The sequence below is a fragment of the uncultured Winogradskyella sp. genome (genome assembly GCF_947498345.1).
Lineage (GTDB): Bacteria > Bacteroidota > Bacteroidia > Flavobacteriales > Flavobacteriaceae > Winogradskyella.
The window spans coordinates 89,723-110,022 of the sequence record NZ_CANMJY010000006.1 but is presented as its reverse complement, the minus strand read 5'-3'; the positions used below and the strand labels follow the sequence as shown (position 1 = coordinate 110,022).

Sequence of the window (20,300 nt, the reverse complement as noted above, 5' to 3'; positions counted from 1 at the left end):
TTTGCCCAGCTAAAAACAAATCAAATTTAAAATGGAACAATACATTCTATATGTGCCAGCAATTTTGGCAATCATTGGTCTAATCTTTATGGGAGTAAAGTATGCTTGGGTTAAGAAACAAGATCCAGGTAATGAGCGTATGCAAGAACTTTCTGCAAGTATAAAAGAAGGGGCTTTAGCATTTTTAAGTGCAGAGTACCGCTTACTTCTTGTATTCGTTGTCATTGCCAGTGCATTACTAGGCGTGGTAGCTTATTTGGTACCATCAACTGAATATATTATTATTCTAGCATTTATTGTGGGTGCTATTTTCAGTGCACTTGCAGGCAATATTGGGATGCGTATCGCGACTGATGCCAATGCACGTACAACACAAGCTGCAAGAACTAGCTTGCCTAAAGCATTAAAAGTTTCTTTTGGTGGTGGTACTGTAATGGGAATGGGTGTAGCGAGTTTAGCAGTATTAGGTTTAAGTATCTTCTTTATACTTTTTCTTAATATGTATATGACTGGTGAAGGTTCTTTTTATGATAATATGACTGTAGTCTTAGAAGCTTTAGCTGGTTTCTCATTAGGTGCTGAATCTATTGCATTATTTGCACGTGTAGGTGGAGGTATTTATACCAAAGCTGCCGATGTTGGTGCAGATTTAGTAGGTAAAGTTGAAGCAGGTATTCCTGAGGATGACCCTCGTAACCCAGCGACTATTGCAGATAATGTAGGTGACAATGTAGGTGATGTCGCAGGTATGGGAGCCGATCTTTTTGGGTCTTATGTAGCCACTGTATTAGCGTCTATGGTATTAGGAAATTATGTATTACGTGATATGAGAGCCGCAGGTACTGTGACTGAAACTTTTGATGGCATGGGACCAATTCTTTTACCACTAGTAATTGCTGGTGTTGGAATTATCGCATCTATCTTAGGGACATTCTTGGTGAGTATTAAAAATAATGACGCTAAAGAATCACAAGTTCAGAAAGCTTTAGATACAGGTAACTGGGTTGCTATAATTATTACTTTAATTGCAAGCTGGTTCTTAATTAATTGGATGTTACCAGCAGAAATGTCAATGAATTTCTTTGGTGAAGGTGCAAAGCTTATTCCTTCAATAAATGTATTCTGGAGTGCTGTAATCGGTTTAGCTGTAGGAGGATTGATTTCTTGGGTAACCGCATACTATACTAGCTTAGGTAAAGCACCAGTAAATGATATTGTTGAGAATTCTGGTACCGGAGCCGCAACAAATATTATTGCAGGTCTAGCTGTAGGTATGAAGAGTACTGCAGCATCCGTATTGTTATTTGCAGCGGCAATTTATGGTTCTTATGAATTGGCAGGATTCTATGGCGTTGCATTAGCAGCATCTGCTATGATGGCAACAACTGCAATGCAATTAGCGATTGATGCTTTTGGTCCTATTGCGGATAATGCAGGAGGCATAGCTGAGATGGCTGAGTTACCAGAAGAAGTGCGAGAACGTACAGATATACTAGACTCAGTTGGTAATACAACAGCAGCTGTTGGTAAAGGATTTGCTATTGCTTCTGCTGCATTAACAGCATTAGCATTATTTGCTGCCTTTGTAACGTTTACAGGAATTGACGGGATTAATATCTTTAAAGCAGATGTATTAGCTATGTTATTTGTTGGAGGGATGATTCCAGTTGTATTTTCTGCATTAGCAATGAAATCTGTAGGTAAAGCTGCGATGGAAATGGTAAAAGAAGTACGTCGTCAGTTTAAAGAAATTCCAGGTATTATGGAAGGTACTGGTAAACCAGAATATGATAAGTGTGTTGAAATTTCAACAAAAGCATCTTTAAAAGAAATGTTATTACCAGGCTTAATTACTATTGTTACTCCAATTATTATTGGATTGGTATTTGGAGCAGAACCATTAGGTGGTTATATGGCAGGTGTTTGTGTGAGTGGTGTTATGTGGGCAATTTTCCAAAACAATGCAGGTGGAGCTTGGGATAACGCTAAAAAGTCTTTTGAAGCTGGAGCTATGGTAAATGGAAAGATTGAAAAGAAAGGTTCTGAGGCTCATAAAGCAGCTGTAACTGGTGACACTGTTGGTGATCCTTTTAAAGACACCTCTGGTCCTTCTATGAATATCTTAATCAAATTAACGTGTTTAGTTGGTTTAGTTATTGCTCCAATTTTAGGTGGTCATAGTGATGATAGTGGTTTAGCTAATGTTGAAGAAAATGAGATTTCAATAGAAACAACTATCAAATCTAAAGATTTAGCTATAGCTAACATTAATTACTCAACAATTAAAGATGGTGAAAAGGTAATTGAAACGATTACTTTCGAAGGTACACAAGCTGAGGTTGAAAAAGAAATAAAAGCTTTTGAAGCATCACTAAAGACTGAAGCTGGAGAGGTGAAAAGTGTAATTGAAAAAATTGATGTAAGAAAAAAATAATTTTTTATATAAATTTATAAAACAAAACCACGCTATTCAGCGTGGTTTTTTATTAACTTTAGTTTTTTCAAAAAATTTTATGGGTTGGTTTAGAAAAGATCCACTACAAATAATTGCATTTCAAGGCTATGGTACGGATTCGCATTTTTATGCACGTGGAAGAGCGCTTGAAGATGAATCTATTGATTTAGAAGACCAACACATTTGGCACCTCATTGTCAATACCTGGAAACGTTTTGAGACTGATGAGATTAAGAAAGTGGGTATTACTATTACATTGCCAAATGGAACAATACTAAAAGGAACTACAGACAATGATGGTTATTATAAAGTCGAAGCTCACCTCCAAGTTTTAAAAGATATAACTAATGAAGAAGGCTGGTTACTCTTTACATTATCGTATAATGATGTTAATATAAAACGAACCATTCAAAACCATAATAAATTTCCTGGAGAAATATTAATCCCATCTACAAAGGCCCAATTTGGTGTAGCGAGTGATATAGATGATACTATTTTGCATACTGGAGTGGTTTCTACCTTAAAGTGGAAGGTTATATATAACTCGGTGTTTAAACATGCAAAAAATAGAATTCCGCTTGAAGGTGCTGCTGAATTTTATCATAAATTACACAAAGGAGTTTCTGGTAAAAATGCGAATCCTATATTCTATGTGAGCCATAGTCCTTGGAATTTATATCGTTACCTAGAGTTGTTTTTGCGACAAAACAATTTTCCTAAAGGTCCAATTTTATTAAGAAGTATGAGTAATCTGCTTAAAAGAAAATCGCAGGATGAAAAACCTCAGAAGCAAAAAGAGATTTTAAATTTACTTAAAACATATCCCAATTTACCATTTATTTTGATAGGCGATAGTGGTGAACACGATCCTGATATCTATATGGAGATAGCTAAAGAATTTCCCAGTAGGATTTTAGCTATTTATTTACGTAGTGTAAAGCACAAGAAGAAAATGTCGCGTGTAAGAGGTCTAATGAAAGATTTTAAAACCACAGAGATTTTAATGGTCGAAAGTAGTGCACAAGCTATTGAGCATGCTAAAAACCTTGGCTTTATTGTTTGAAAATAGCAGAATTGTTATAATTAGTGAGGAGGCTTTATAAATTAAAATAACCCATTAATCTGTGCATCAATCTTATTGATAATACCCCCTAAATCTTCTGGGTTAGCAACAAAGTCTAAGTTGTCAACATCAATAATTAATAAATTACCTTTATCGTATTTTGTAATCCAGGCTTCGTAACGTTCATTTAGTCTACTCAAGTAATCGATACTAATAGTATTTTCATAATCCCTTCCACGTTTATGAATCTGAGCTACTAAATTTGGTATACTACTACGGAGGTAAATGAGTAAATCTGGACCTTTTACAAAAGATTCCATAAGCTCAAACAAAGAAGAATAATTTTCGAAATCGCGATTGGTCATTAAACCCATTGCATGAAGATTGGGAGCGAATATGTGTGCATCTTCATAGATAGTTCGGTCTTGGATAATGTCTTTTCCGCTATTGTGAATTTGGTTAACCTGACGAAATCTACTGTTTAAGAAATAGACTTGCAAGTTAAAGCTCCAACGCTCCATCTGATTATAAAAATCATCCAAATACGGATTGTCAACAACATCTTCTAATTGTGCTTCCCATTTGTAATGTTTGGCGAGTAGTTTTGTGAGCGTCGTTTTGCCTGCTCCTATGTTTCCTGCAACAGCAATGTGCATAATTTATTCTAGTTTAAGTTGGTATTGACGTAGAATTTTATCGTCGTAAATATACAAGGTTTCATTGGTTACCAAAAACTGATTTATTAACAAATTTGGGTGTGCAATGGATTGTATTTCAGTCTCTTTTTTTGGTAAAATATAGAGTTGCTCAGCTTTTTTTAAAACTAAATGCGCTTTGCTAAATGCCATGGTCTCGTAACCAATGTTTTTAAGTTTATTGACTAAGCTTCCAAAATAATTATAGATGTATAGATATTTTTCTGTTAGTAAATAACAGTAATTGTAATCGCTCTTTAGGTCTAAAATATCTGCTTGTACAGGGACAGTCTTTAAGCGTATTTTATTGGTTTTGTAATCATACAATTCCAGTTGCTGTAAATCTTGATTAAAAATCCAAAGTGTATTATCAAAACCTGTAGAAACAAAGCTTACATTTTTATAGGGCTGAACAGTATTGAAGTCGATTTTAAAAATTTCTGCCAATCGGTTGTCTAGAATGATTACGGTATTAAAATCTTGGTAGAATAGATTAATCTTTAAGGGATTGAACGCATTAGCCGTTGTTATTTGCCCCAGTTGAAAATTGGTGTAGGTAATTGTGGTGTCCTTAGTTTTTTTGTAGAATGTATTATCTTCTGTAGTGTAATATAGTGTGCCAAAAGTATCTACACCAAAGATCTTGTCTGCTTTTAATGCAGTAGAATCTTTTATACTGGTATGTATTTGTTCTTGAGCTACCGCCGAAAAACTTATTATAAAAAAGAAAATAAATAGATTTCGCATAAGATTTAGAAAAATACAAAAATTGAACCAAAAGCAACTGCGATTCTATACTTGTTTCATAACCTACACTTAAATAAAGCTTATTATGCGGTTGAGATGCAGATTTTTTTTCAACTTATTTAGTATTTCACACGGTTAATTTATAACCAAATCCCCTAACATTAATAATTTGAATGCTTTCATCTTTTTTGAGTTTTTTACGAAGTTTGGTAATAAAAACATCCATACTGCGTGTGGAAAAGAAATCATCGGTTCCCCAGAGCTTGTTGAGTATCAATGAACGGTCTAAGACCTGATTTTTATTTTTAATAAGATGAAATAAAAGGTGAGCTTCTCTATGTGTTAATTGAACAACTTCTTCATCTTTAAATTGTAGCTGCTGTTTAGGGAAATCAAAAGTGTAATTACCAACATCTAAGATTTTAGATGATTTTTGAATATGAGTTCTGTTAATCAGATTATGTATTCTTACAATGAGCTCTTCCATACTAAATGGTTTTTTTAGGTAATCATTACCACCGACTGAAAACCCTTCAACTACATCATTGGTTTGCGATTTCGCAGTTAAGAATATAATTGGTATTGTATCATCAATTGCTCTAATATCTTTTGCTAAAGTAAAGCCATCTTTTTTGGGCATCATCACATCCAGAACTAGAATTTCTGGCATTTCTGTTTGGTACTTTTCATATGCTTTTTCACCGTTATCACAAAGCACCACTTCAAAATCTCTGGTTTCCAGACTTTCTTTGATAATTTGTCCTAAAGCAGCCTCGTCTTCTGCTAATAATAGCTTTATTTTATCAGCCATTTGGAAGCGTAATTTTAAAAGTTGTTAATTGGTTTGAGAGATCAATATCTATATGTCCACCATGTTTTTCTATAATAGTTTTAGTATAATAAAGCCCTATGCCAAAGCCTTTTACATCATGGGTATTGCCTTTTGGAACACGATAGAATTTTTCAAAAATTTTATCCTTATTAACTTTAGATAAATTATTACCATTATCAGAAATATGAATTTCAAAATTTTTGTTTCTAGGGATTAAATCAATAGATATAATTTTACCTCCATATTTTACTGCATTGTCTAAAATGTTATTTAAGGCATTTTCAAAATGAAAAAGATCTACATTAGCAGTAAGATGCTCTATTTTAAAGCTATTGTTAAAGTCTTTGTTGGGAAAATGAATTTCATATCTATTAGACAAAGTTGTAAGTAACTCTAAAATATTAACAGGCTCTTTGTTAAGTTCAAGGCTGTCGCTATCTAATGTTGCAGTTTCTAGCAGTTTTTCAACCATAGTGTTGAGCTTAGAAAGTTGTTCACTAGACATACCAATATATTTTTGTGTTTTTTCTTTATCATTGATGCCGTTAAAATTATTGATGCTTTCTAATGCGACACCAATTGTAGCTATTGGTGTTTTAAACTCATGTGTAATATTACTAATGAGGTCATTTTTTACCTCGGCAAATTGTTTTTGATTTTTAATGATTTTTAATAAATAAAAAAGGCAACTGATTACTACCAGGACTAAAAGCATTGAGATTAAAATACCACCTAAACTTCGTTTTAGAATAACTTTAGTGTCATTAGAAAATCTGAGTTTAAGTGAACTGTTTTTAGGCAAAAAAGCTGAGTTAGATTCTACATAAATATTGTGTTCTTCTTGTTCAGTATTAGATAGTTTTGGAGAGGTCACTTCATTTTTATCAAGGAAGCATTTGTCAAGTATATCATGATAATAATTAAGGTGGTAATTTAAGTCTAGTTCCTTTCTTTTTAAATCTTTATTCAATAAAAGATTTACTTTCCTTAAATCAAGTGAATCATTTCTTATAGAGAAAAAAATCTTTGTTGTTAAAAATTCAATATCTTTTAACTGTAATGAATCATCAGAAAAATTAATTTCAGTAGGGTTAGATTTTATTCCTTTTATAACATGTAACCTATCTACATCTTTAAATTCTACAGAATCTAAGTAATCAAAATTGCTGTCAAAAGACTTTATAATTGACGTTATAGAAGTATCATTAGTAAAGACTTGTTGAGATATGGTGTTATCGTCAGAAAAGCCTATTGAAGTCGCCTTAGCTAGACTTGCATAGTAATCATCTACGGCTTTATCTAGACTTATTTGGACATCCCTAATTAACTGTTGTTTGTTAGTCTGGTAGTTTTTGTAATTCCAGTAAACTTGAATAGTAATTGTAGCTGCAATTACTGCAGTAATTACATATAAAATCCACCTATACCGCTGATTATTCATATACCAAATGTAGAGGTTAAAATTTATTTTAACGAATCAGTTAACACACGTTAACGTTCATTAACGCTGTAAAATAAATAGTTTAAACATATTTGTGGTATAACATTTAAAAATTCAATCAAAATGACAACAATTATTAGAGCATTAGTTACTGTATTGATAGCTTTCTCAATGAGTTTGCAGGCGCAAGACTTTCAGGGTATAGCAACCTACAAGACTCAACGACAAGTAGATATTAAGCTCGATAGTACTCAGATGAATTCTGAAATGCAATCCAAGATGATGGAAATGATGAAAAAACAGTTTCAAAAAACTTTTATACTAACATTTAATAAGGAAGAATCGGTTTACAGACAAGAGGAAGAATTAGATAAACCTAATGTTGGCTTGGGAGGAGATGTTAGAATCGTTACCATTGGTGGAGGTGGCGGTTCAGATGTGTTTTATAAAAACACTAAGGATCAAAGGTTTTCCGAGAAGGTGGATACTTATGGTAAAATATTTTTAGTAAAAGATAATCTCGAGAAAATTGATTGGAATCTGGAATCCGAAACAAAATATATTGGAGAATACCAATGCTATAAAGCTACATTTACTAAAATGGTTGAAAAGCCAAGATATTTTTCCAGTTCTGATGAAGCCCAGGAAGATGAGGATGAAGAACCAGAAATGGAAGAACGAGTAGTTACAGCTTGGTATACACCACAGATTCCTGTAAACAACGGACCAGATGATTACCAAGGCCTTCCTGGATTGATTTTAGAAGTGCATGATGGTAAACTCACTATTATCTGTAGTAAGATTGTATTAAACCCAAAGGAAAAAATTGAAATCACTGAACCAACAAAAGGTAAAGTAGTAAACCAGGAGAAATACAATAAAATTATGGACAAAAAAGCTAAAGAAATGATGGAGCGTTATAAGCCCAAAAAAGGAGATAGAGGCGATGGTGAAACTATGAGTTTTACTATAGGGGGCTAAAGATTAAGGTTATTTAGGTGTTAATTTTATGATAAATCGAATATATTTTGTTCAATGTTTAAATATATTTGTTAAACAAAGTTAACACATAAATCTTTTTATCATGAAATCAATTGCTCTTAAATTCAGTCTTTTAATCGCATTAATTTTTTCTTCCAATGATTTTAAACCTATTACTCAACCCAAGGTAGAGGAATTCCAAGGGCAAGCATTTTATGTTTCAAAATCTACAATGGAATTAGGGAAATGGGGTGCGAGACTTAGCGAAGAGCAAAAAAAGCAAGTTAAAGCACGACTTAAAAATAGGTTAGAGAAGGAGTACATATTGACCTTTAATAAAGAAGAAGCCTTGTTTTATGAGGATGAAAAGTTAGATGCTATGTCTGGAGCCACGGATTCTTGGGGTAAGAATTTTGCCCCAGGAAAGCAGTATAAAAATGTAAAAACCAATACTCAGATTCAAAGTCAGGAATTCTATGGTAAGAAGTTTTTGGTAAAGGATGAATTACAAAATATAGATTGGAAATTGGGAAAAGAAACAAAACAGATAGGCAATTACATGTGCTTTAAAGCAACAGCTTCTATCCCAACAAATGATTTAGCATGGTATGATTTCTCGTGGAGTCGACTAAGAAATACAAATAATGAAACTCAAGAATCTGATACAACAAGTGCAGAAACAGAAAAACAATCAATAGCTATGACAGATGTTGAGGCTTGGTATTCTCCACAAATACCTGTTGGTCATGGGCCACTAGAATATTGGGGGCTTCCAGGTTTGATTTTAGAAGTTAGTGCAGGTAATACCACAATGCTTTGTACTAAAATAGTTATGAACCCTAAAGAGAAGTTAGAGATTGAGGCACCAGATAAGGGCAAAGAGATAACTAAAGCAAAATATCAAGAAACTATTGTAGAAAAAATGAAGGAATTTCGCAATAATAGAATGGGAAGAAGAAGAGGTTGATAAATTAACATAAGTTTAGCGCAATTAAATCTAACCTTTGGCATCTAAAGAAGTCAAAGTAAGTATTAACAAGATTGATTACTATTTTATGTAAGACCTATATAAGCATTATGAATTGCTATTATAAGATTACATTTGTAGCTCAACACTAAACGATTATGATGAAAACCTCAGTTTCGAAAATTACATTATTGATTATTATTTTATGCACTGGTTTATTTTCTTTTGCACAAGATTTTCAAGGAAAAGCCTATTACATGTCTAAAACCACTGTGGATCTCGATCAATGGGGCGGACGCGAAATGACACCAGAACGAAGAAAGGAGATTGAGGCACGTATGAAAAACTTTTTAGAAAAAGAATATATTTTAACCTTTAATAAAACAGAATCCATATATAAAGAGGATGAAAAGCTAGAAGCACCAGGATCAGGAAGAGGCTTTGGCGGTTTTGGAAGCAGTTTTACTGGAGGCCCTAAATATAAAAATGTAAAGACCCAGGAAGTTGTACAAGATCAAGAGTTTTTTGGTAAACAATTTTTGATTAAAGATGAGTTGAAAGGTTTAGAATGGAAAATGGGAACTGAAACTAAACAAATAGGTCAGTATACTTGCTTTAAAGCTACGGCTATAAAAATTGTAGATAAATTTGATTGGAGAAGTATGCGAAGACGAGGAAGAGGACCAAAAGGTGATGATAAAAAGAAGGAAGGGGATAAAATGGTTAAGGATTCAACAAAAGTTGCTGAGGATCCAATGAGCGAAATAGAAGTGCCAAAAACTATAGAGGTTGTGGCTTGGTATACACCACAGATACCAATTAATCAAGGGCCAGATGATTATTGGGGTTTACCAGGTCTTATATTAGAAGTTAATGCAGATAGAACCACAATTCTGTGCACCAAAATTGTAATGAATCCTGATGAGAAGGAAGATATAGAACAGCCTAAAAAAGGTGAAGAAGTTACCCAAGCCAAATACAATGAGATAATCACTAAAAAAATGAAAGAAATGCGTGAAATGTATGGCGGAAGAAGAGGGCGTGATGGCCGTCGTGGAGGAGGGCGTAGAAACTAAAAACAACACAATCTAATCAACGTATGAAAAAATTATTAGTACTACTATGTTTTGTAGTAGCAGGCAGTACTTTTGCCCAAATTAAAATGCAAGGTGTTGTAAAGGATAGCATTGGTAAGCCTTTAGAATTGGCCAATGTTATCGCGATCAATCAAAAAACCAATGCTCTTGAATCTTATGCAATCACTAATGATAAAGGTAAATATATTTTATCATTAGGAAAAAATGGGACGTATAAAATACAAGTTAGTTATATTGGACTAAAGACTTTTGAGCAAGTCATTTCTACACAAGAAGTCAATATTTCAAAAGACTTTAAGTTACTTACAGATAATGCCTTAGATGCTGTGGAGCTCACTTATGAGATGCCCGTAACCATTAAAGGGGATACACTTATTTATAATGCAGATTCCTTTAAAAACGGATCAGAACGAAAGTTAGAGGATGTGTTAGAAAAATTACCGGGAGTTGAAATCAATGAAGATGGACAGATTGAAGTTGAAGGGAAGACAGTTAATAAACTTATGGTTAATGGTAAAGATTTTTTTGATGGTGACACCAAACTGGCCACTAAAAACATTCCATCAAATGCCGTAGATAAAGTACAGGTATTACGTAATTATTCAGAAGTAGGTCAATTACGTAGTGTTACTAATAACCAAGATAATGTAGCTATAAATATTAAATTAAAAGAAGGTAAAGAAAACTTTTGGTTTGGGGATATCACAGCTGGTGCTGGTAGTGCTCCATCTCCTAATGACGAGTTATATTTGGTACAACCAAAACTATTTTATTATAGCCCTAAATACAGCATTAACCTTATAGGTGATATGAATAATATTGGAGAAGTAGCACTTACCAATAGAGACCTAAGAGGTTTTGGAGGTGGATTTAGGCTGCCAAGTAGAACTAGCGGTACCAATATTAATTTAGGAGATAATGGATTGGGAGGTCTTACCAACATACAAAATGCGCAAGAAGTCATTACAAAATTAGCAACAGCTAATTTTAGCTATTCGCCTAATAAGGCTTTGGATTTAAGTGGGTTTTTAATATATAATAGCAGTCGTTTAAGAACCAGAGAACAAAACTTTTTTGACTATATAGAAGTTGAAGATGATCCAAATACTCCGATAGATGAGTCTGCAAGCGTTCCGCCAGACGAAGCTACGATACAAAGAGGTAGAGAAGCTTCCAATCAGGCCATAGCTAAACTAAGTGCATCGTATAAGCCAAATGTAAACAATCAATTAGATTATGATATTTTGGCACGAACATCTGATGACGAAGAACGTCAAGATTTATTTTCATCTGTAGTAGGTAGTACAGATCAGGTAGATCAGGTAAATCCTTATAGTATCAATCAAAATTTAAATTACTATTACACCTTAAACGAAGACAATATTTTTGCGCTCGAGGTACAACATTTATTAAAAGACGAAGATCCATTTTATAATGCTTTGCTAGTAAATGATCCTACAAATAATGATAATGGTAATGATCCTAATGATATGTTGCCAGATGAAGATGCCTTTGATGAAACTGCTGAAAATATTGGCTTTAACAGAGATCAACTCAGTTACGATATTAATCAAGAACGACGAGTTAAGAGCAATCAATTAGATGCCAAATTAGATTACTATAATATTTTAAATTCTAAAAGTAATATCAACTTAACATTAGGTACAATTTTCAGTAACCAAAAGTTTAATTCAAACATTTTTCAATTCTTAGATGATGATACGCGTTTAGATCCGACACCAACACTTACAGACTTAGAAGGTAACCTTCTGTCTGCAGAAAATGACGATGTAGAATACCGTTTTAGTGATGTATATTTAGGTGTACACTATCGCTTTAAGACAGGTAAATTCACCTTTACACCAGGCGTGTCTTTTCATGCCTATAGCAATCAAAATACACAGGCAAATAACACATTTAAAGATAACTTCTTTGATGTGTTACCAGATTTTGAAATGCGCATTCAGTTTAAGAAAAGTGAAGCTTTACAATTTAACTATAATATGACCAATACGTTTACAGATATTACTAATATAGCTGAAGGCTTAGTTTTAAATAACTTTAATAGTATTCAATTTGGTAATCCTGAATTACAAAATGCTTTGTCGCATAATTTCAGATTGTTTTATAGTAGCTTTAATTTATTTAACTATACCAATGTTTTTGCTGGAGTTAATTATAGTATTAATGAAGATCAGATACGTTCCTTAACAAATTTTGAAAGCGTTATTAGAACAAATTCGTTTTTTAATTCTCAGTTTGCTGATGAAAATGCGACAGTTTTTGGTCGCGTAGAACGCACCTTTGGTAAAATAAGAGCACGATTAGGTGCAAATTTCTCTTATAGTAAACTTAACCAGTTTGTGCAAGGGAGGCAGTCTTTAAACGAGAGTTTTACGCAACGCTATACACCAGAGATAAGAACCAATTTTAGAGAGGCACCAAATGTAAGATTAAGATATAGGTATACGATTAACAATAATGACCAAGGTAGTAACTCAACAAAATTTATTACTCACGCACCATCTGTACGTTTTGATGCTTACATATGGGATGCCGTAACATTCATTACAGATTTTACTTTTACAGAGCAAAATAATGATGGTAATAAAGAATCCTTTAAAACCTGGGATGCTTCTTTACGCTACAGAAAGAATAGAGATGCCAAATGGGAATATTCCTTAATTGCTTCTAACTTATTAGACATCGATTCTAATATTAGTAATGGTGCTGGTAATATCTCAGTATTTAGTTCTGAAACTTTTGTGCAGCCACGTTTTGTTACATTTCGATTGACGTATACTTTATAAAAAAGAAGCCTTCAAATATTCGGTTTGAAGGCTTCTATTTATCAGATGATTTTACTCATCTCGTAAAACATGGACAACACCGGTTATAGTATGAGGATCGCCAAAATAATCTTCATAAGTACCGCTAAAGTTAATATCAATATATTCTCCGACTTCACCAAAACTTGTGATATTGCCTATAACATCAGAATTAAAGTTTGGATAAAAAAGCAATATACTTGCATTCTCCATAGTAAGACTCAACCTATTAGTATTACTACCACTATCACCACCTACTTCTAACATGTACTCTCCAGTGTATGACGGATTGTCACTGAGATTAAAACGAAAGAGGATAAAACCATCTGGGTCACTAATAAGATTTGACAATATAGATAATAAAGGAAATGTACCTCCATTTGTGTTAAAATTCGCCGAATAAATGTCTGTATCAATTACTGAATTATTATTGTCAATGCTATATTGTATAAATTCTATTGCGCTATTACATGCACTTAGTTGACCTAAATTAGTCTCAGGTGTTGTAAATGTATAATTAATACTCCCTGTTCTTTGTGTATTTGCGTAATCGATTCCGCTTATATTAAAAGTGTTTTGCACACTACATCTTGCTAAATTAATTTCAAAAGTACCATCGCTAACAATATCAATAAAGGTTTGGTTACCGTAAGAGAGTTGTAAATAACCATCAGTAACCGCATCTCCACTACAGGTATTAAAATTACCAGTAACTGTTTCTTCTATAAAATCAGCGTTTTCAGGTAAGGTAATAGAAATTGAGGCGTCTGCATTAAATGGACCAACCGTTTGTGTGAATAATTGGGCATCGCCACAAATATTGTAACTATAAACATTAAGCTCTAAGCTTTCATTACTAGGCACTAAACCACAGACTTCTCCAATATCATTAGTATAACCACTTCTGGTACCATAAGCTTCACTAGTTATTGGGAGATATAGATTTGATAATAAATTTCCTTCATTGTCGGTGATAGTTATGCATAAATTAACAGCTTCAGCAGGTATATCACAGTTCCAAAAGGAGAAATGAGATACATTCCCAACATACATATTACCTTGTAAAGTGGCTGTGCCTTCTTCTTTCCAATAGCCATTGGCTTCATCAAAATACCATAAAGGAATCGTTGCTGGAGCTATACTGATTAGACTTGCGTCCACAGGAATTTTAATTTCAGACGTTGACCCTTCTGCTAAATTTAAATCTTCTCCGCCAGAACCTCTTAACTCTACAGCCAACATTCCTAAAGTTTGCAGCATACGCTCAGCTCCATCTTCATTTTCGGCATATAACATCCCAGGCATTTGCATGGACATATCTTCATCTGCAGAATCTAAGTGATGCATAATGACATCCACAGAACCCGAATACGCAGAACCATCTTCTTTTATAAAATTACCATCAAAGCTAACGGAACTTCCGTCACTTGCCGTTACAATACCTGAGTTACCACTGCTAACTGTCCCAGTTACTGTGGCATCAAGTAACATAATGGTAATTTTATTTGTGCCATTACTTGGTACTATACTTCGCGAGCCATGGATATAGCCTGCTTTTTTTGCCTTTACATATCCAAAACGTTCATTGACGTTGGCGTCTCTAATGATAAACACACCATTATTATCGGTTATGGCTGTTTGGTTACCAATGGTAATAGTAACCCCTTCAATAGGGTTGTGATCAGTGTCGATTACATTACCGAGAAAATCTCTTGAGATGTTGTTACCAAAATATTCTGAGAATGTGTCTGGAATGTTTTCTTGTCGTTCGCCACCTCCAGAACCATCATCGTCTTTTTGGCAAGACGAAATTAGTAATAGAAAAATGAATAGCAGTGTTGAGATAATTTTTGTTGACTTCATAGCGATTGATTTAGTTTTCTTTTTTTAAAATAGATGTAAAAATCAACAAAAGGTTGCGTGAAAATTCTTGCAAAATAAAAAGCCTTCTCATTTTTGAGAAGGCTTTTTTTAACTACTTGTTTATATGTTTTAGTTGTCCCTCAACACATGGATTACTCCTGTAACAGAACGTATAGTACCATCAAAATCTACAAAATTACCACTAAAGTTAACATCAATATACTCACCAACTTCACCAAAACTTGTAATATTACTTATAACGTCAGTATCTGCATTTTGTTCAAAAAATGGTAAGTCTTGACTTTCTGAACCAAAGCCTATAGCATCTCCAAATCCATTAGCCATGTATTCTCCAGTGTATGGTGGGTTGTCATTTAATCTAAATTGAAAATAAAATCCAAATTCTTGATCATTAGAATATGACGATATACCTAATCTAGGAATCATGTCTCCAGTGGTATAAAAACTTGCATCGATATTGTCTATTAAAAATACTGAATCCCCATCATCAATAGTGTATTGTATAAATTCTGTAATCGTATTGCATGCACTTATACTACCAATATCTGTTAGTGGTGTTGTGAACGTGTAACTTATACTATCTGTAGATTGAAGGTTAACAAAATCACTCCCTTCGATTCCAAAGGTGTTATTGTCTGTGCATCGTAACAGATTGACTTCAAAAGTGCCATCGCTAACAACATCTGTAAACGTTTGGTTACCATAAGAAACCTGTACATAACCATCGGTAACCGCATCACCACTACAGGTATTAAAATTACCCACAACGGTTTCTTGTATAACATCTGGATTACTTGGTATAATAACAGTTATACTAGTGTCTGCGTTAAATGGTCCAACCGTTTCTGTGTGTAATGACGCATCACCACACAAGTCATAGCTATAAACATTAAGCTCTAGACTTTCATTGCTAGGTACATATCCACAAACTTCACCATTTTCGTTGGTAAAACCACTTCTTGTACCAAATGTTCCACTTGTTATGGCAACAGATAGATTATTTAGGACATTACCATCCTCATCAGTAGTTGTAACACAAAGCGTAATGGCTTGTGCAGGTATATCACAGTTCCAAAAAGAAAAATGCGACACATTGCCCACGTACATATTGCCTTGCAGTGTGGCCACACCTTCTTCTTTCCAATAACCATTGGTTTCATCAAAATACCAAAGAGGAATCGTGGCTGGTGCTATACTCATTAAACTGGCATCTACAGGAATTTTAATTTCGGACATAGACCCTTCAGCTAAATTTAAATCTTCTCCGCCAGAACCTCTTAACTCTATAGCTAACATTCCTAAAGTTTGAAGCATACGCTCAGCTCCAGCTTCATTTTCGGCATATAACATCCCAGGCATTTGCATGGACATATCTTCATCTGCTGGATCTAAGTGATGCATAATGACATCCACAGAACCCGAATACGCAGAACCATCTTCTTTTATAAAATTGCCATCAAAACTAACCGAACTACCATCATTAGCAGTTACAATATCAGTACTGCCACTATTTACTGAGCCTACAACTGTAGCATCTAGTAACATAATGGTTACTTTATTTGTGCCGTTGCTAGGGACAACACTTCGCGATCCATGAATATAGCCAGCTTTTTCAGCTTTAATATATCCAAAACGTTCATTGACATTAGCATCGTTTAATATAAACACACCATTACTATCTGTAATTGCTGTTTGGTTACCAATTGTAATAGTAACCCCTTCAATAGGGTTGTGATCGGTGTCAATTACATTACCAAGAAAATCTCTCGATATGGTGTTGCCAAAATACTCTGAGAATGTGTCTGGAATGTTTTCTTGTCGTTCGCCACCTCCAGAACCATCATCGTCTTTTTGGCAAGACGTTGTTATCAGCAATGAAAGTAAAAGCATTAAAATAAGATTTGGTAGTTTTTTAATGTTTTTCATAATGTCATGATTTAATTAAGTTGTTAATCTTTCTTATTAAACAAACATGTTCAATAATTCCCTACCCTATCATTTATTTATTAAGTAAAAAAAACCTCACAAAATTTGTGAGGCTTATAGATGTAGTATGCTTTTTATGTGTATTATATGTTAAATGCAGATTTTACTTTATCTACATAATCTAGTTTTTCCCAAGTGAACAATTCAACATCAATTGAAATAGGCTCTCCATAAGGTTGTTTAAAGGTTTTATTTACGATTTTATTTTGTCGTCCCATATGACCATAAGCAGCGGTTTCACTATACATAGGTTGGCGCAATTTTAGACGGCTTTCTATGGCTGCAGGGCGCATATCAAAAATGGTTTCAACTGTCTTTGCAATCTCACCATCGGTTAAATTAAAAGGACATGTGCCATAAGTGTCTACAAATATTCCCATAGGTTCTACAACACCAATTGCATAAGATACCTGTACTAATACTTCTTCACAAAGCCCTGCAGCAACTAAATTTTTAGCGATATGTCTTGTTGCATAAGCTGCACTTCGATCTACCTTACTAGGGTCTTTACCAGAAAAAGCACCACCACCATGCGCACCTTTTCCTCCATAGGTATCTACAATAATTTTTCGCCCTGTGAGACCAGTATCACCATGAGGCCCACCAATAACAAATTTACCTGTTGGATTGATATGGTATCTAATATCGTTATTAAACAATGGTTTAATATGATCTGGTACTTTGGCTACAACTCTAGGTATTAAAATCTCAACAATATCTTTTCTGATTTTTGCCAACATAGCATCATCAGAATCAAAATCATCATGCTGAGTAGAAATGACAATAGCATCAATGCGCTGAGGTGTATTGTCATCACTATATTCTATAGTTACTTGACTTTTAGAATCTGGTCTTAAATAGGTAATATCTTTATTTTCTCTACGTAGTTGCGCAAGTTCCTTTAAAATAAGATGCGAAATATCTAAAGCCAAAGGCATATAGTTGTCAGTTTCGTTTGTCGCATAGCCAAACATCATTCCTTGGTCACCAGCACCTTGCTCTTCTTTAGAAGCCCTATCTACACCACGATTAATATCTTCCGATTGCTCGTGTATTGCTGAGAAAACACCACAAGAATTACCATCAAACATATATTCGCTCTTGGTGTAACCAATTTTGTTGATTGTGTCTCGCGCTATTTTTTGTACGTCTAAATATGTGTTGGATTTTACCTCGCCAGCCAATACAACTTGACCAGTAGTTACCAATGTTTCACATGCTACTTTAGATTCTGGGTCGAAGGCTAAAAAATTATCAATTAGAGCATCACTTATTTGATCAGCTACTTTATCTGGATGACCTTCCGAAACACTTTCAGAAGTAAATAAATATGGCATAAATATCTTTTTTGTTAAGGTTATTAAATTAAAAGAAATTTGGGTGATCGCTTTGTCGCTACAAAAGTGAGTTACTTTCTGTTTTAGCATTTTATTCCCAATATTATTGGGAATCCTTATCTAATTTTTCCCGTAATTGGAAGAGGTTGCAATCAGGCAAATTTTCCCTCTTAATTTTAATCTTCGCAAAAATAAAGATTAAAATTTAAGATAGAAAGTCTTTACTTGATAAGTAAATCTTAAAATGTGATAATTGTTTTAAGTATTAAATACTATGTTTTTTTGAATTTAAAATGCTAACAGTTAATACTTTATGGGATTATTCTAATCGCTCTCTTTTGTTAAATAAATAAAAAACTTGTTAATTTATTTTGAAATTAAATTTTTGTAATGCAATATTTGTACTCACAAAGTTCAAACACTTACTGAAATGTTATCAAGAAAGGTGGAGGGAATAGACCCATTGAAGCCTTAGCAACCCTTAGACTTACTAAGAAGGTGCTAAATTCTACTTGAATATGCAAGTCATTTTTTGCAAATTCGGATAGATAACTCAAGACTAATTACTCATTTGTAATTAGCAATTTCTTTATAACATTTTTCTATTAAGTACGCTTTTTTAAGGCGCATTTTGACTTTTGGTTTAATTTATTTTAACTCAAAAAACTAGAAAAATGAGTACACAAAAATTCGCAACGAAAGCGTTGCATGCAGGACACGATGTTCAAAACAATGGCGGGACAAGGGCAGTCCCTATTTATCAATCAACAGCATATGTTTTTAATGATTCAGATCATGCGGCTAATTTATTTTCTTTAGCAGAAACCGGAAACATATACACCAGAATTAATAACCCTACTAATGATATTTTAGAACAGCGATTAGCTGCATTAGAAGGTGGTATTGCTGCAGTGGTCACTGCCTCGGGAACATCAGCTATTGCGACAACATTATTGACTTTGCTCAAAGCAGGCGACCATATTGTAGCTTCAAGTAGTTTGTATGGTGGTACTTACAATTTGTTAAGCGTAACACTCCCTAGGCACGGTATCACAACAACATTTGTAGATCCTTCAAATCCAGAGAACTTTAATAGAGCAGCTCAAGAAAATACAAGAGCATTCTTTATTGAATCACTTGGTAACCCTAAGCTCGACGTTTTAGATATTGAAGCCATTTCAAAAGAAGCTAAAGCCTACAAAGTGCCTTTGATTGTGGATAATACAGTGGCTACTCCTTACTTATTAAACCCTATTGATTATGGAGCTAATATTGTTATTCATTCATTAACAAAATATATCAATGGTAATGGAACAGCACTTGGTGGTGTTATTATTGATGCAGGTACATTTGATTGGGCAAACGGGAAATTCCCGGAATTTACAGAACCGTCAGCGGGTTATCATGGGTTAGTTTATAATGAGGCTTTAGAAGCTGCAGCTTTTATTGCCAAAGTAAGAATTGAGGGCTTAAGAGATTATGGTGGAGCCTTGAGTCCTTTTAATGCGTTTCAAATTATACAAGGTTTAGAAACATTAGAATTACGTATAAAGAAGCACAGTAAAAATGCACTTAAACTTGCAAAATGGTTACAAGAACAACCAGAAGTTTCTTGGGTTAACTATCCTGGATTACCAACAAGTAAATACAGCACTCTTGCTAAAAAATACTTGCCAGATGGACAGAGTGGTATTGTAACTTTTGGTGTAGAGGGAGGTTATGAGTCTGCAAAAACTATAGCGGATACAACAAAACTATTTTCACTTTTAGCAAATATAGGAGATACAAAATCATTGATTATTCATCCTGCAAGTACAACGCATCAGCAATTAAGTGATGAGGCTCAGGAGAGTACTGGAGTAACAAAAGATTTGATTCGTTTGTCAGTGGGTATAGAAAATATTGAAGATCTAAAAGCAGACTTAAAAGAAGCTTTTCAGTGGGTAAATAAACCACATTTAGTTTAATACCCTTAATCTATTAGTGT

14 protein-coding genes and 1 riboswitch are annotated in these 20,300 nt (G+C 33.9%); of the genes, 7 read left to right on the top strand and 7 right to left on the bottom strand.

Going from position 1 to position 20,300, the window contains the following annotated elements; translation table 11 throughout:
- Positions 1–31: 31 nt before the first annotated feature.
- On the top strand, positions 32–2,434 hold the full coding sequence (locus tag Q0912_RS09455) for a sodium-translocating pyrophosphatase (protein WP_299114419.1): 2,403 nt from the start codon (positions 32–34) through the stop codon (positions 2,432–2,434).
- Positions 2,435–2,513: 79 nt separating this feature from the next.
- Entirely contained in the window at positions 2,514–3,518 is a 1,005-nt protein-coding gene (locus Q0912_RS09450; protein ID WP_299114417.1) for a phosphatase domain-containing protein, read from the top strand.
- A gap of 41 nt (positions 3,519–3,559) precedes the next feature.
- On the opposite strand, the gene Q0912_RS09445 is transcribed toward Q0912_RS09450, so the two are convergent.
- The 4 genes from Q0912_RS09445 to Q0912_RS09430 all read right to left on the bottom strand — a co-directional run bounded on the left by Q0912_RS09445 (position 3,560) and on the right by Q0912_RS09430 (position 7,233).
- Entirely contained in the window at positions 3,560–4,174 is a 615-nt protein-coding gene (locus tag Q0912_RS09445) for a deoxynucleoside kinase (protein WP_299114415.1), read from the bottom strand.
- A 3-nt stretch (positions 4,175–4,177) separates the two neighbouring features.
- Positions 4,178–4,960, bottom strand: coding sequence for a hypothetical protein (locus tag Q0912_RS09440; RefSeq protein WP_299114413.1), 783 nt, complete (start codon positions 4,958–4,960; stop codon positions 4,178–4,180).
- A gap of 127 nt (positions 4,961–5,087) precedes the next feature.
- Complete coding sequence (locus Q0912_RS09435; RefSeq protein ID WP_299114411.1) at positions 5,088–5,771, bottom strand: response regulator transcription factor; 684 nt, start codon at positions 5,769–5,771, stop codon at positions 5,088–5,090.
- Entirely contained in the window at positions 5,764–7,233 is a 1,470-nt protein-coding gene (locus Q0912_RS09430) for a HAMP domain-containing sensor histidine kinase (protein WP_299114409.1), read from the bottom strand. Before Q0912_RS09430 ends, Q0912_RS09435 begins: the two co-directional genes overlap by 8 nt.
- 123 nt (positions 7,234–7,356) lie before the next feature.
- On the opposite strand from Q0912_RS09430, the gene Q0912_RS09425 reads away from it, so the two are divergent.
- The 4 genes from Q0912_RS09425 to Q0912_RS09410 all read left to right on the top strand — a co-directional run bounded on the left by Q0912_RS09425 (position 7,357) and on the right by Q0912_RS09410 (position 13,088).
- Complete coding sequence (locus tag Q0912_RS09425; protein WP_299114407.1) at positions 7,357–8,214, top strand: GLPGLI family protein; 858 nt, start codon at positions 7,357–7,359, stop codon at positions 8,212–8,214.
- Between the two features lie 103 nt (positions 8,215–8,317).
- On the top strand, positions 8,318–9,181 hold the full coding sequence (locus Q0912_RS09420; protein ID WP_299114405.1) for a GLPGLI family protein: 864 nt from the start codon (positions 8,318–8,320) through the stop codon (positions 9,179–9,181).
- A gap of 161 nt (positions 9,182–9,342) precedes the next feature.
- On the top strand, positions 9,343–10,257 hold the full coding sequence (locus Q0912_RS09415; RefSeq protein WP_299114403.1) for a GLPGLI family protein: 915 nt from the start codon (positions 9,343–9,345) through the stop codon (positions 10,255–10,257).
- 23 nt (positions 10,258–10,280) lie between these two features.
- Positions 10,281–13,088, top strand: coding sequence for a TonB-dependent receptor (locus Q0912_RS09410; RefSeq protein WP_299114401.1), 2,808 nt, complete (start codon positions 10,281–10,283; stop codon positions 13,086–13,088).
- 51 nt (positions 13,089–13,139) lie between these two features.
- On the opposite strand, the gene Q0912_RS09405 is transcribed toward Q0912_RS09410, so the two are convergent.
- From Q0912_RS09405 to metK, 3 genes are all read right to left on the bottom strand, one after another.
- Positions 13,140–14,969: a carboxypeptidase-like regulatory domain-containing protein gene (locus tag Q0912_RS09405; protein ID WP_299114399.1), complete on the bottom strand. Its 1,830-nt coding sequence runs from the start codon at positions 14,967–14,969 to the stop codon at positions 13,140–13,142.
- Between the two features lie 129 nt (positions 14,970–15,098).
- The gene (locus Q0912_RS09400; protein ID WP_299114397.1) at positions 15,099–16,916 is read right to left on the bottom strand and encodes a hypothetical protein; all 1,818 of its coding nucleotides are present in this window, start codon (positions 16,914–16,916) and stop codon (positions 15,099–15,101) included.
- Between the two features lie 143 nt (positions 16,917–17,059).
- Positions 17,060–18,313: a methionine adenosyltransferase gene (metK, locus tag Q0912_RS09395; RefSeq protein WP_299114395.1), complete on the bottom strand. Its 1,254-nt coding sequence runs from the start codon at positions 18,311–18,313 to the stop codon at positions 17,060–17,062.
- A 430-nt stretch (positions 18,314–18,743) separates the two neighbouring features.
- Positions 18,744–18,868: riboswitch (SAM riboswitch) on the top strand.
- A 119-nt stretch (positions 18,869–18,987) separates the two neighbouring features.
- Between metK and Q0912_RS09390 the strand changes: the two genes are divergently transcribed.
- The gene (locus Q0912_RS09390) at positions 18,988–20,280 is read left to right on the top strand and encodes an O-acetylhomoserine aminocarboxypropyltransferase/cysteine synthase (RefSeq protein WP_299114393.1); all 1,293 of its coding nucleotides are present in this window, start codon (positions 18,988–18,990) and stop codon (positions 20,278–20,280) included.
- The last annotated feature ends 20 nt before the right edge of the window (positions 20,281–20,300 follow it).

Excerpts from the sequence above, each read along its gene's own strand:
- Q0912_RS09405 (WP_299114399.1), bottom strand. The coding sequence starts at position 14,969 with ATGAAGTCAACAAAAATTATCTCAACACTGCTATTCATTTTTCTATTA.
- Q0912_RS09425 (WP_299114407.1), top strand. The coding sequence starts at position 7,357 with ATGACAACAATTATTAGAGCATTAGTTACTGTATTGATAGCTTTCTCA.
- Q0912_RS09440 (WP_299114413.1), bottom strand. The coding sequence starts at position 4,960 with ATGCGAAATCTATTTATTTTCTTTTTTATAATAAGTTTTTCGGCGGTA.
- Q0912_RS09430 (WP_299114409.1), bottom strand. The coding sequence starts at position 7,233 with ATGAATAATCAGCGGTATAGGTGGATTTTATATGTAATTACTGCAGTA.
- Q0912_RS09420 (WP_299114405.1), top strand. The coding sequence starts at position 8,318 with ATGAAATCAATTGCTCTTAAATTCAGTCTTTTAATCGCATTAATTTTT.
- Q0912_RS09450 (WP_299114417.1), top strand. The coding sequence starts at position 2,514 with ATGGGTTGGTTTAGAAAAGATCCACTACAAATAATTGCATTTCAAGGC.
- Q0912_RS09415 (WP_299114403.1), top strand. The coding sequence starts at position 9,343 with ATGAAAACCTCAGTTTCGAAAATTACATTATTGATTATTATTTTATGC.
- Q0912_RS09455 (WP_299114419.1), top strand. The coding sequence starts at position 32 with ATGGAACAATACATTCTATATGTGCCAGCAATTTTGGCAATCATTGGT.
- Q0912_RS09410 (WP_299114401.1), top strand. The coding sequence starts at position 10,281 with ATGAAAAAATTATTAGTACTACTATGTTTTGTAGTAGCAGGCAGTACT.
- metK (WP_299114395.1), bottom strand. The coding sequence starts at position 18,313 with ATGCCATATTTATTTACTTCTGAAAGTGTTTCGGAAGGTCATCCAGAT.
- Q0912_RS09390 (WP_299114393.1), top strand. The coding sequence starts at position 18,988 with ATGAGTACACAAAAATTCGCAACGAAAGCGTTGCATGCAGGACACGAT.
- Q0912_RS09445 (WP_299114415.1), bottom strand. The coding sequence starts at position 4,174 with ATGCACATTGCTGTTGCAGGAAACATAGGAGCAGGCAAAACGACGCTC.
- Q0912_RS09435 (WP_299114411.1), bottom strand. The coding sequence starts at position 5,771 with ATGGCTGATAAAATAAAGCTATTATTAGCAGAAGACGAGGCTGCTTTA.
- Q0912_RS09400 (WP_299114397.1), bottom strand. The coding sequence starts at position 16,916 with ATGAAAAACATTAAAAAACTACCAAATCTTATTTTAATGCTTTTACTT.